This window comes from Nostoc sp. ATCC 53789, assembly GCF_009873495.1.
Classification (GTDB): domain Bacteria; phylum Cyanobacteriota; class Cyanobacteriia; order Cyanobacteriales; family Nostocaceae; genus Nostoc; species Nostoc muscorum_A.
Genome location: NZ_CP046703.1, coordinates 1735219 through 1748393 on the forward strand (window position 1 = coordinate 1735219; position 13175 = coordinate 1748393).

General features: G+C 38.3%; 8 protein-coding genes. 5 read left to right on the forward strand and 3 right to left on the reverse strand.

What is annotated here, in order from left to right; translation table 11 throughout:
* Positions 1-33: 33 nt before the first annotated feature.
* Complete coding sequence (locus tag GJB62_RS07030) at positions 34-1983, reverse strand: long-chain fatty acid--CoA ligase (protein WP_114083990.1); 1950 nt, start codon at positions 1981-1983, stop codon at positions 34-36.
* 1477 nt (positions 1984-3460) lie between these two features.
* Between GJB62_RS07030 and GJB62_RS07035 the strand changes: the two genes are divergently transcribed.
* The 5 genes from GJB62_RS07035 to GJB62_RS07055 are packed head-to-tail and all read left to right on the forward strand — an operon-like array spanning position 3461 to position 10653.
* Positions 3461-3802 carry a CU044_2847 family protein gene (locus tag GJB62_RS07035; RefSeq protein ID WP_114084016.1) on the forward strand — a complete coding sequence of 114 codons (342 nt, stop codon included), beginning with the start codon at positions 3461-3463 and terminating at the stop codon, positions 3800-3802.
* Between the two features lie 6 nt (positions 3803-3808).
* A complete protein-coding gene (locus tag GJB62_RS07040) occupies positions 3809-4696 on the forward strand; it encodes a trypsin-like peptidase domain-containing protein (RefSeq protein WP_114083992.1) in 888 nt (295 codons plus the stop codon).
* 5 nt (positions 4697-4701) lie between these two features.
* Entirely contained in the window at positions 4702-6360 is a 1659-nt protein-coding gene (locus GJB62_RS07045) for a hypothetical protein (protein ID WP_114083993.1), read from the forward strand.
* Between the two features lie 14 nt (positions 6361-6374).
* Entirely contained in the window at positions 6375-9167 is a 2793-nt protein-coding gene (locus GJB62_RS07050; RefSeq protein WP_114083994.1) for a tetratricopeptide repeat protein, read from the forward strand.
* The gene (locus tag GJB62_RS07055; protein ID WP_114083995.1) at positions 9160-10653 is read left to right on the forward strand and encodes a radical SAM protein; all 1494 of its coding nucleotides are present in this window, start codon (positions 9160-9162) and stop codon (positions 10651-10653) included. Before GJB62_RS07050 ends, GJB62_RS07055 begins: the two co-directional genes overlap by 8 nt.
* Before the next feature lie 672 nt (positions 10654-11325).
* Here GJB62_RS07055 and GJB62_RS07060 read toward each other — a convergent pair.
* Complete coding sequence (locus GJB62_RS07060; protein WP_114083996.1) at positions 11326-12519, reverse strand: MFS transporter; 1194 nt, start codon at positions 12517-12519, stop codon at positions 11326-11328.
* A gap of 12 nt (positions 12520-12531) precedes the next feature.
* Complete coding sequence (locus GJB62_RS07065; RefSeq protein ID WP_114083997.1) at positions 12532-13104, reverse strand: Uma2 family endonuclease; 573 nt, start codon at positions 13102-13104, stop codon at positions 12532-12534.
* Positions 13105-13175 lie beyond the last annotated feature (71 nt).

Consider the following 13175-nt stretch of genomic DNA (forward strand, 5'->3'; position numbering starts at 1 on the left):
ACGTTCACTCTTTACAGTTGGGAGGTGGAATTATCAGGCAAACATGCCGTCAATAATATCGCGATAACGTTCCGTGACGACATGTCGGCGAACTTTTAGTGTTTGTGTCATCAAACCATTTTCGATGGAAAACGGTTCTAGAATGAGTTTGAATGTCCCAATGCGGTCATCCGGTCGATAGCCTGGACGATTTTGCACTTCTCGATTCAATTCTTGCCGAAATAAATCCTGGATCATTCTACTCTCCAAGTCAATTTTTTGACTAGGTGAAGAAGTGGCTGGATCGTTCTGCGCCCATTTTTCTAGGGCTTCGACATTGGGGACAATCAAGGCTCCCAAGCTGCGCTGATCTTGGCCGACGAGCATAATCTGATCGATGTAGGGCGATCGCAAACACGCGTCTTCAATCGGCTGCGGCTCGATGTTTTCCCCGTTAGTCAATACAATCGTATCCTTTGCTCTGCCAGTCAGCACTAAGTCGTCTTGTGGTGTCAACCAGCCCAAATCGCCGCTATCAAACCAACCTTCAGCATCAATTGCTTTCGCTGTCGCTTCCGGATTTTGGTAATAGCCTTGCATAATTTGCGGCCCCCTCAACAATACTAAGCCTCGCTTCTCTATTGGCAAAGGCGCTTTTGTCTCAGGATCTACGATTTTAGCTTCTGTAGCGGGGAGTGGTAGCCCTGATGCACCAATCAAATTTCGCCAAGGACGGCGTACATGGGTAACAGGAGAAGTTTCTGTCAAACCATAACCTTGCAAAATCTGCACACCAATAATTTCAAAGAAGTTATCGATGTGTCTAGGAAGCGCACCACCGCCGCTAATCATCTGCTTGACGTGTCCTCCTGTGGCTTCTCGCACCTTGGCATAAACTAGTCGTTCTCCCAAGGCGTGGAGGGGTAATAAAGCCAATGCTTGGATCTTAGCTGCTAATCGTTCGATGGGTGAAGCATGAAGATTATTTAAATCCAATCCCTGAGCAACTCGCCGCGCTTTAATATATTTGTCGCTAATGCCCAACAAAAAGTTAATTAGGCGTTGTTTTTTGGCTGGTTGTTCGCGGAACTGCTTTTGCACTCCTTCATAAATCGATTCCCACAGACGGGGCACGCCCACCATATAATTAGGTTTAAATTGTCTCAAATCTCCTTTCACAGAACGCAAGTTGGTATAAATTTGCGTGCAACCTTGAGATAGTAGGTAATATTCAACAGTCCGCTCGTAGCTATGCCACGAAGGTAGAATACTGAGAACAATGTCGCCCGCATTTGGTTGTAATACTGTGCCAAAGGTGATCACTTGGTGCATCAAATTTTTATAAGACAGCATTACACCCTTGGGTTTACCTGTAGTGCCAGATGTATAAATTAGTGTTGCCAAAGCATCACGATTTTGTTTAACTGGCACAAAATTATGATTTTTCCCAATTTCGATCAACTGTGCAAAATTCAGCACCTTTAGAGTTTCGCCCGTTGGTGGTGCTTCATCCGAAAGTAAGATCGCAAACTGAATTGGTAAATCGTTGAGACGGTCTTGTAGTTTTTTAAGTGTCTTTAAATCCTCAACTACTATTGCCGTACTGCCGCTATTAGCGATGATAAACAGCAATTCTTCTTTTTCCGCTTGGGAACTACGCACCGCATCAACTGCACCAGCAGCCATTATGCCTTGATCGGCAATAAACCACCGGGGACTGTTGTCAGAAATTAAGGAAATGCGATCGCCTAGCTTCACTCCCAACGCCTGTAACCCAGCAGCAAATACAACTATTTGCTCCGCTAACTGTGTATAAGTAATCACAATTTCTGGTTTAGCGTGAGGACTGCGGAGGGCAACAATATCACCAAATCGTTGAGATGCCAAAGGCCAAACTTCTGGTAGCGATTCCACATTTGTGTAATCTACCAACCGCTTTAATGCCTCACGTTCTTGCTCACTGATGTTAGATAAAAAAGAAGACGCGGTTTGGGTTTTTGACATAACACCTTACCTAAATATCGTAAATTAATTGTTTTTCCAGTTTATTTTGTTATCCCGCTACAATAACCGTCCTTATTATCCACATTCCCTTCTGTGTATAATAATTCCAGAAATTCCACGTTTATATTTACAAAAATTTATGTTAAAGTTAGTTTACATAGAGTGCAAGCAATAGATGGACTGAAGGTCAATCCTACACATAATATTATGTTTGCACCTCAAAACAGCAATCGCCTATTTTTCACAGGAGATGATTACCTATGAATTTGATAGACGCTATACTGCTAACGCTGCTCAATATTACTATTTGCATAGCGTTTCCTAAGCTTGTAGCAATCTTTTTGGCTGATAAAATCAAACCTAATGGAGTGTCGCGTAACGGTTCAAAATTGCAAATAGCCAAAATTGAACTTACGAGTTTTCCTTATTGTACAGCGTACTCATTAACAGGGAGTCAATACTGCAAATTCAGTCCTGATTTTTGTTCCAAGTGTTCTCCAAATTGATGGATTGTTTGCCAAGTTGGAAAAATTTATTTTTTTCCAGCACCTATATTTTTGCATTCCAATTGATAGTTTATGTGTCTACTTATGCAAGCGATGTCTACGATGAGCTACGCTAACGCTAATTCGATTATGATTGCTGAAACCCTTATGCTGTAAGTATTTATCATTTACACACAAGCTTATTGAACAGTACGTACATAATTTCACAGTGCGATCGTGTCGTTCAGTAGCGATCCTATTTGATTTGTAAGAATTGCAACCCCCAGATCCCTGACTTCTTAAAGAAGTCGGGGATCTTTGTTTCTCAGCAATGATTCAGGATGGCTATAAAGATTGCAAAAACCCGATACAATGGCATCTTTTGCCTTAATCAAAGAGTATTACTAAACCCGCTAAGACTGGAAATGCAAGGCTAAAAACTATTTGTAACTCTTAGGCTTCCACTACACCTTGGTTTCCTTGCCAGAGTTTAACTCAGTATAATTACTAATTGAAGTTAGAGTACATATATAACTAATATAACCATTAATATATTAATTGTTAAATCTATTACATGAGAGTCAAACAGCTTTAACGCCCAAACAGCCGAAAGTTGGTCAGTTTATTAAGAAACTTCACAAACTTCTAGAATTGACCCAAGAAAAGTTTGCAGCAAGCATTGTTCGTAGTGAGCGATGAATCGCTTATAGCAAGACTACAAACCTGATATATGCACCGGGCTATTTAGAGGATGTTTTAAAAGTTCCCTTATCGGTATCAAAAGTTCAGATCCCCCTAAATCCCCCTTAAAAAGGGGGACTTTAATTCCGGTTCCCCCCTTTTTAAGGGGGGCTAGGGGGGATCTAGAAGTACTTAAAAGCACAACCAAACACTTTTAAAACAACCCCTTGAAGATTATGTCCAAAAAACTTCGGCAAAATATCTTGATTGTTTACACATTCAACTATTAATTGAAAATCACAGGTTTTACCATGATTCGGAAACAGATAACAGAATTTTCTCTAGAAGATGGCACAACGTTTTTAGCTGAGGTTGATGAGCCAGAAAATAGCAATTCTCTTGTACGTGTTGCCAGACCAGATGCTGGGCAAATAGTAGTTGAAGCTAAAAAGAAATTTGATGAAGTATTGGATCAAATACAACCTGTAGCTTCAGCAATTATCACCAAACTGAGTAAGCTTAATACACCTGCCGATGAGGTAGAGGTGAAATTTGGTATTAAGTTAAATGCTGTTGCGGGTGCAATTTTCACTTCTGTAGGTGGTGAGGCTAACTACGAAATTACCTTGAAATGGAAGCAAGACAAGGCATAGTAACGTATGGCATCGATTGCAGATAATTATATTCCAGCTTTTAGATCAGCGATCGCTCGGATTTTTCATCCGAATGGTGCGGTAGTTGGTGTAGGTTTTTTAGTATCAGAGCGAAGTCAAAATTATATCCTGACATGCGCTCATGTTGTTACCTCGGCTCTATCTTTACCAGAAGATATAGTTGAAACTCCTAGTCATGATATTTACTTAGATTTCCCGCTAATTACATCGGGGCAAAAACTAAAAGCTAAAGTTGTTTTTTGGCAACCTGTTATCAACAATGTATCAACCTCCGAACCTGAAGATATTGCCGGGTTGCAAATCGAAGGGCAGTTAACTCATGAAGCCCAACCTATCAAGCTAATCTCAGCCAGTAACGTTTGGGGGCATCCTTTCCGCATATTTGGTTTTCCTCACGGACACAATGATGGCGTTTGGTCTACGGGAGTTTTGCGAGACGGGCAAGGAAAGGGATGGGTGCAATTGGAAGATAGTAAGGTAACTGGCTACAGGATAGAACCGGGCTTTAGTGGTGCGCCTATATGGGATGAAACCCTTGCAGGAGTAGTTGGTATGGCTATAGCGGCGGAGAAACAGCGAGAAGATATTAAGACTGCTTTCATGATTCCGGCGGACGTATTGAGCAAAGCATGGGATGAAATAACCTTGCCGATTTCATCAAATGCACATATTCAAAATAGCCCCAGCCGGGTACAACAACTCAAAATTAAGACTTTGCAACAACGCTTTGAGGTTCTAAGCAGTGACTACGAAGCAGCTTACAACCAGCTTAACTATACACTGGCGGCAAGCGATCGCAATATCATTCAACGCCAAATCAACACCATACTCCAAGAACTCGGTCGAGTAGAAAGCGAACTTAATGCCATTTAAATGCAATGAAAAATTCTTCAGATTTCCGAAAGAAGTATCTTGAGCAGCTAATAGCCCGTTTAAAAAGTGACATTGAAAGTATCAGCGACCAAATAGGATGGACGGTTAATGATGTAGATAGAAATAAATTACAAAGGCAACTTGATAATAAATTTGAGGAAATAAAAAAAGCTGATTCAGAGTTAAACCAGCTAAATCAAGAAACTCTAGAGCAAGTTGATCCTGATAAAATACCATTCACTAATCGGGATGCTGCAATAACTGAAATTACAGCAAATAATTCTCCTACTTATCGTCTGATAACGGCTCCTAAAGGTTACGGAAAAACAGCATTTCTCAAACAGATCCAGAAGCGCTTTCAAGAATTACAATGGTGTTGCGCTTATGCTTCCATGTCTGGCGATCAAAGTATTGAAGACTTAGAAAAGGAATTAGCTATTTCTCTCAATCTTCAGATTCAAGAAGGAAATGATTTGCCTTGGGGAGAACGCTTAGGTTTATTATTACATAGAAATTGGGCTAAATGGCAATCGCAGGGACAGAAAGGTATTGTACTACTAATCGATCTGGATGGAAATGCCCCACAAAAACAACGTTTAAACGAAATTTTTGATCAACTTAAAGAATTGGGATGGAGAATTGAAAAGTGTTTGAAAGAACTACAATTTTTTAAAGATAATTCCAAGAGTCTTCGAGTTGTAATTGCAGCCAGATGTCTTACCGATCTTCCCTCAGATCGAATTTTTCCTAAACTAATACTTTCGCCTTTTAATTGGGAAGTAATTCAGGATACCGCAACAAAATATCTCAAGCCGATTGAGATGACTTCTGAAAGTCTTGCACTACTAGCAGGACACTTATTGTATTTAACTGGCGGACATCCAGGGGGAATTGCTGAAGCGCTAAAAGATTATCGAGGTGGTGGTTACACAGTTAATTTATTTTTAAAAAATTATGGAAGTAAATTATGGGAAAGAACCCTGAAACATTGTAGAGATCAGATTAAAGAAAGCTTGACTAAAGAAAATAATCATCTCTATGAATCTATTGAAAAACTGAGTATATTTCCCATACTAAATGGTAATTGGATATTAAAGGAAGCCGTTAGAAGATTTCAGTTACCTTTCAGTGATGATAGTTTTAAATTAAATGCTGAACTGACAAAGACATCTATTTTTACTCGTGACAAAACGATTATCAAAGATGGAATGACCCGTCGGCTGCTAGTTATTGGTCTACTTCGAGAAAGTTCGCCTGATAGCTTTCAAAAGCTTTGTAGCGAAGCGGCTCAAATTTGCTGGGAATATGTTCACGAGCTTAAATCCAAGAATGATTCTGCGGTGGCAGGAACTTGGTCAATGCAGTATTTTTTTCAAAGCCTTCAGCAACATGCTGGATTTATCAATTGTGGTGGCGATAGTTTAGCTTATAGACAAGAACTTCGCAGAACTTTCTTTGACGAAACTGTTGAAGAAACTATTGGAATATTCCGCAATACAGACCGAGAGCAAACCCATGAATTTCTGTCTACGCTTAAATCTGAAGTAGAGCATGACTGGGAATTTCAATTTCTTGTCAATTACTATCTCCACAATGACGAATATAATGATACGCCCTATAGATGTTTAATTCATAAGCTTGATGAAGCTATTCAAAATAATTAACTCAGGAGCCTATTATGTCTGAAATAGATAAATTAGAGTTTGTTGGTCGTGAAGAACATCTAAATCGAATTATTACCCTTGTTCAAAAGGCTAATACACTGCACGTTGTTTTGGTGGAGGGTAGAGGCGGAATTGGCAAAACTTGGTTGCTTAATGAATTACAAAACCGCCTTAACCAAATAAATATCGGAACCAGTGAAATTATTGATTGCGATACTCCTGTTTTTAATGATGCAGAAGATTTATGCACTCAAATCGCCAAGCAATTGTATGATAATACATATCACGAATGGCTGCTCCGGTTACGACAACTACGAGAAGATGAAAACCACCTCAGTCAAACTGCATACCAAGAAGAACGCAGACAACTTGAAAAGTTTTTAGTCGATGAAATTAATCGAAAATCTAAACAAAAGAGATTAGTATTTTTAATTGATACAGTTGAGAAGTTAGGACAAGCAGAGGGAAGAACGGAAGTTTGGGAATATATTGGTAATCTATGCCAGCAACTAGATAACGCCGTATTGATTTTAGCAGGTCGCCCTAGTATTGCTCGTCAAATTTTGGAAAAGTCGTTCACAGAAGCAGAAATAACCTATTTGGAGTTAAATGAATTTACTAATGAAGATGTACAGACATACATTCTTTCCAAAGAGGAGCAACTTCATTTTAGTCTTGGGAAAGACTTAGTTCAAAAGATTATAGTTCTTTCTGGTGGTAGCCCCATTATGATTGAATTTGGAGTAGAGTATGCTTATCGAGAAGTTATTCCAGATTGGTTAGAGACTGAAGATATAGAAACTATTCCAGCCAGATTGGAAAAAACGGGTGGATTTGAAGCTGAGATGGTTCGACATATTACGCAGCTTCGGACATCAATGGATAGGCTAACCCTCTTACTTTCACGTATTTATCCATTAGATAGTTCTGATATTGCTAATCTATTAGAACTATCGATAGAAGATGCTAAAAAATTATTTATTGATGCTCAGAGCTACTTTTTTATCAAACCAGTAATGAGTGGTAATCAAATATCATTACATGATATTGTGCGAGACTTAGTTAATAAATTTGTATGGTCAGATATTGACCCAGATTTAGAATGGAGAAAACGAGATAGTCGTATTGCTGCCAAATATTTTGAGAAAAAAGATTATCAGCTAGGGCCGCAGAAAAGGATATTGGAGGTTCAACTTTACTCTGATAATTCTAATAAAGCCGCTAATATTGAGTTTCTAATTGAAGAGTTTAAACAGCTACGAGAATTCAATACAATGCGATGGCTATGGAATGCTTTATACGCTGACCCAACTATCGGCTTTGAAACTTGGCATGAAGTTACTAATACGATCCGCAGTCAATCAAAGAAATTCAGCTTTGTTAATCAATTATTGGCAGTTGTAAAACAATTTGAAAAAGAGCTAAATTTCGACCAAAGATTTAAATTGATTATTTTTGAAGCAAAGCTTGTCCACGCCCTAAAAGATAAGGGTACAACAGAAAATGAGGTGAGAAAATTAGAGGCTATGTTAGCTGAGAAATCTTCTAATTCTTCTCATCAACCAGACCTTTGCAATGTCTTGGGAATGCTAAATGCTAAGTTGCATCTTTATGATGAAGCTTTGAAATATCAGCAAAAGTGTTTATCTCTAGTTCAAGGTAAAAAGCTAGCATCTGCTATTCCGGGTGTGGCGAACCAAGTTGGTTATCTGTATCGACAACTAAACAATTTTAACGAAGCTGAAAAATATTACAAACTAGGTTGGGATGCTGCTATGGAAGTTGACACTCCTAACAAAGGCTTAACTCAAGTTATGGCTAGTATTCAGAATAACTTGGGATATTTATACGGACTCCAAAAAAATTATATCAAGTCTGAACAGTGCTTTAAGGCTGCTATTGATATGTGGTCGAGTGTGGAGACTGAACGCGAAATTGCCAATGCCGAAATTGCCTCTGCGACTATTTCGGTAAATGAGGGAAACTATGTTAAAGCTAAACAGTTACTTGAACGAGCGTTAAGCCGTTGCAACAATGAGGAAGATGATAATCGAATATTGTGTAGGGCATACTTTCATTTAGGCTTAAATCAGTGGTTTAGTGCCGAGGTAGTAAATGAAGCTGTTTGGGATGTAACACAGGTAAAGTGGGATTTAGATGTGCTAAGTCAGGCTCAAGATGCTTTAGAAAAAAGCCTGAAACTGGCAGAAAAATACGGACTGGAAGAGGAATTGCCTGGAATTTGGCACCAAACGGCCAGTGTTTACTGGCATCTTGGGTTTCAAAAGTGCGATCGCTCTTTGCAAGAACAAGCTCTCAAACTCAACGATCGCTCTTACCACACTAGTCTAGAGTACAATGACAGGCGGTATGCCATCGATAGCCTGGTAGGGAAAGCAGAGTTTGATTATTATGCAAAAGCTTATGAGCATATTTCCGATTATGCACGAGAACTTAGCGATCGCTTCCAGCCATATCAAAATACCTATCAACTGTACTTTGGTAGGATGTTACGGATAGAAGGTGATGTGGCATTTCAACAGGCGAACTACGATCTTGCCTTTGCAAAATATGCTCAAGGCATACCCCAAATCTTCCAGGATGGAGGTTTTGGCCCCTATTCAATCCAACATGAGTTAAATCTGCTGCAAAAGAAAATCGAACGTTTGCCTATAGAACTTTCTAAAACCCTAATCCAGCAACTCAAACATCAGTGGCAAGATAATAAAGCTCTCAAAGAATGGTGCGATCAACAAATGTTTTTGACTAGAATCCGTGCAACAAAACAGCCATCTTCTCATGCTTAGTAAAAAAATTGATCGACCCAGAATTTTAGTTTCTCTCAATTCTACCTGCGTACCAACTGGACAATGCGATTGTGATGGAGGGGATTGTGCCTGTGACTTATCCCCTTTAGCAGAATTAGGCTCAGATATATCATTATCTCTGGGGATATTTGAGACAGAGTTTGTGATATCTCCCAATTCGCAAATAATTAATCTAGATGATAGTTACTCTATCTGTTATGGAACTAATCATAAAGTAGCAGTTCTAAATCAATCCGCATTATATTTACGAAATATATTTACAAAGCCTCATAAATTAGGTGATATTACAAAAGAGAATTTTCACATTAACCAAACAGACTTACAGACAGCTATTCAGGAACTATATCAAGCCCGTTTAATTGTTCCTAAAAATAATAGCTCATTTAACCTAAATGAAATACCAGAAACTTTATCTGCATGGTTACATATCACCGATCGCTGTAACTTAAGATGTGACTACTGCTATCTTCCTCATTTAGCCAGGGATATGTCAATAGATATAGGCAGAGCAGCTATTGAATCTACATTTCGCTCTGCTAGCTTAAATAATTACCGCCGCGTCAAACTAAAGTATGCCGGAGGAGAAGCATTATTATGCTCTCCTTTAATTAAAGAACTGCATTTATATGCTCAATCACTTAGCAAAGAAAAAGGCATTATATTAGATGGAGTTGTTCTCAGTAATGGAACATTGATTACGCCTGAGATTATCGAGATGCTTAAAATATTGAATCTGCGTCTCATGATTTCACTAGATGGATTATCAGATTTCCACAATATCCAACGAAACTACGCAGGCGGAAAGGGTTCATTTCAAGATGTTGAACGCGGTATTAAGATTGCTTTGCAAAATGGGCTGATACCCGATATTTCCATCACCATTAGCGGGCGCAATGCAGAAGGATTATCCGATCTGATTGAATGGATATTAGAGCATAATCTGCCCTTTAGCTTAAACTTTTATCGTGAAAATGAACTGTCAGCTTCTTACGAAGACTTGCAACTAGAAGAATCTAGAATGATTCAAGGAATGTTAGCAGCATTCAAAGTTATTGAATTGAAATTACCTAATCGAAGCTTATTAGGTTCATTAGTTGATCGTGCTAATTTATCATCTCCTCATAAACGAACTTGTGGAGTTGGGCAAAGCTATCTTGTATTTGATTATCAAGGACAAATTGCCAAATGTCAGATGCAGCTACATAAAACTATATCCTCTGTTGACGCTCAAGATCCTTTAACTGTTGTGCGACAAGATAAAACAGGTATTCAGAATTTATCTGTTGAGGAAAAAGAAGGCTGTCGTACATGTGAGTGGAAATACTGGTGTACGGGTGGTTGCTCTTTGGCTACGTTTAAGGCTACAGGTCGTTATGATATTCAATCTCCAAATTGCAATATTTATAAAGCTCTATATCCTGAAGCTCTCCGCTTAGAAGGCTTACGCCTTCTCAAATATACTTAAGTTAGCTAATTTCACTTCTTACCTCTGTGTTCTCTGCGCCTCTGTGGTTAAATTAATTACTTTTTAACCGCAGAGGCACAGAAAACGCAGAGAGAAAAGAGATTTTACGAGTCAAATTGAAATTATAAGAATATATTTAGTTAGCTTATAACCGATAAAAGAAATTAAAATGCTGCTTTGAAGCAATTGTACTAATTTTGCTTCAAACTAAAAATATAGTAAACACCAATTTTGAAATAAGGACGATTGCACATGAGTTTAATCGATGGTATATTACTGACGCTGCTAAATACTGTTGCTTGCCTTGCGCTGCCTAAATTGCTAGTAATTCTGTCTGCAAAAAGCCAAAACACTTCACCATCGCGCTCTACTGCAACATCAAAAGATTCTAACTCTGAAATCCCCAGTTTTTCGTAAAATAAGCTGATTGTGTCTAGATATCGCTTTGATGAGGAGAAAATTTAGTTATTGGTGCAAAGCGATATCTTAAAGAAAGTTATGCACATTTTTTTCGGAAAATAACGAGTGTGCATATTTCTCCAAAATAAAATTTTATAGAGAAAAAAGCTGGTTTACAGTACAACGAAAACCAAGTAATAGAGAATAATTGTAGTATTACTACTAAATAAAGTTTTTAGCAGCTTGATTTGACTTTGTTACCGCGATTTTTTGTTATTCTTTATTTATTTTTACTGTAATTTTTTTAGGTCTGACGATAATAAAAAATCCGAGCAAAGTAAAAACTAACATTTGCCAAGTCACCAAATTCCAGCCACCAAGATTCCAACATAATAGACCAATACTAGTACCTACGGAACCGCCGATAAAATAGATAGTTATGTAAACTGTGTTGATTCGACTATTCGATTGAGCATCAAGAGTGTATATCCTTGCGACATTGGTGACTTGGATTGCCTGCACACCTACATCTAGTAACAATACAGCAACAGCGATCGCGATCGCTGAACTAGAAGCAATTTTAGCAATTACTAAACTTGCAATCACGAGCGATACAGCAATTGTCAAGGAACGTTGCGAGTTCCCTCGATCGGCTAGTTTACCAAAAACTGGAGCCATCAATGCACCTGCGATCGCCACAAAGCCATACATCCCAATTGTGTCAGATTGAAAATTGAAAGGCGCTCCGCTTAAATGGAAAGTCAATGTTGTCCAAAATGAGCAAAATACACCAAATAATAACCCACCAATTAAAGACGCTTCTCTTAACAAAGAAAAGCGTTTGAATTGTTGAATTGTTGAGCTTAATAATTCCAAATAATAACCGTTAAATTGATTTTTGACATTAGGTAAATATATATTTAGTAAGACAGTAACAATTAAAACCATTCCTGCCGAAAATCCATATACATAACGCCAATTCAACCATTCAGCAATATATCCACTAAAAACCCTTGCTCCTAAAACTCCAATTAATATACCAGTAAAAATGTAGCCTACAGTTTTACCTGTAGTTACTCTATCTATACTTGCGGCTAAGGGAAGAATAACCTGAGCCGATACTGTCGCAATCCCAATCGCTACACTCAATATCCACACTTCGATGATATTTTGTGAAAACGTCATGAGTATCAACAAAAAAAACAAACATATCAGTAAAGAAAGAATTAACTTTTTCTTGTTGATTTTATCGCCCAATGGGATTAAAAAGAAAAGCCCAAAACCGTAACCAACTTGCGAAAGCACAGATATGCTACCCACTTCGCCTTCACCGACTCGAAAAGAAGATGCAATATCTTTGAGGATTGGCTGATTATAATAAATGTTGGCAACACAGACACCAGATGCGATCGCCATAATCAGTATCTGGACTTTAGTTAATCCGCTACTTGAGATTTGTTTTTCCATTCAACCTAAAATTTATACAGGAAAAAACTGGTTTACATTACAGCTAAAACCAGGTAATAGCGGAGAAATTATATTATCACTATTAAACAAAGTTTCTACCAATTTAAGTTGGTTTTGTTCGCGCCGATAGACCTCTAGTTTTGGCGATCGCCAATCAGCAATCCAATATTCTTTTACTCCTCTGGAAGAATAAAGTTTAAGTTTAGCTTCTTTATCTCGTCTTTGATCTTCGTTGCTAGCAGACAAGACTTCGACTACTAAATCTGGTGCGCCAGTTAAATGTCCCGCTTCATCCAACATTACCGCCAAGGTTTCCTTTGTAGCCCAAACTACATCAGGAATCACATTATCTGATTCTGAAAACAAAACGCCGGGGTTGATTACAGCTTCTCCTAAACCAGTAGACTCTGACCAAACATCAAGTTGTCCGAAAATTCGCCCACAAGTTTGCTGATGTTTAAAGTGAGGTGTCCTACTCATGAATAATTCTCCATCAACTATCTCGTAGCGCGTCCCCTCATTTTCTGGTAATAATTCCACATCATGAGTTGTCCAGCGTACTCCTGTATTAAGCATCTGACTCATTAGGTAACTCCTTTAATCTTGCTTTTGTATTTTAATAAAATAGAATTCAGCATTCATACTAATTGATTCTG

What these genes read in the sequence shown, in the direction of transcription:
- GJB62_RS07030 (WP_114083990.1), bottom strand. Translation starts at nt 1,983, where the DNA reads ATGTCAAAAACCCAAACCGCGTCTTCTTTTTTATCTAACATCAGTGAG.
- GJB62_RS07035 (WP_114084016.1), top strand. Translation starts at nt 3,461, where the DNA reads ATGATTCGGAAACAGATAACAGAATTTTCTCTAGAAGATGGCACAACG.
- GJB62_RS07040 (WP_114083992.1), top strand. Translation starts at nt 3,809, where the DNA reads ATGGCATCGATTGCAGATAATTATATTCCAGCTTTTAGATCAGCGATC.
- GJB62_RS07045 (WP_114083993.1), top strand. Translation starts at nt 4,702, where the DNA reads ATGAAAAATTCTTCAGATTTCCGAAAGAAGTATCTTGAGCAGCTAATA.
- GJB62_RS07050 (WP_114083994.1), top strand. Translation starts at nt 6,375, where the DNA reads ATGTCTGAAATAGATAAATTAGAGTTTGTTGGTCGTGAAGAACATCTA.
- GJB62_RS07055 (WP_114083995.1), top strand. Translation starts at nt 9,160, where the DNA reads ATGCTTAGTAAAAAAATTGATCGACCCAGAATTTTAGTTTCTCTCAAT.
- GJB62_RS07060 (WP_114083996.1), bottom strand. Translation starts at nt 12,519, where the DNA reads ATGGAAAAACAAATCTCAAGTAGCGGATTAACTAAAGTCCAGATACTG.
- GJB62_RS07065 (WP_114083997.1), bottom strand. Translation starts at nt 13,104, where the DNA reads ATGAGTCAGATGCTTAATACAGGAGTACGCTGGACAACTCATGATGTG.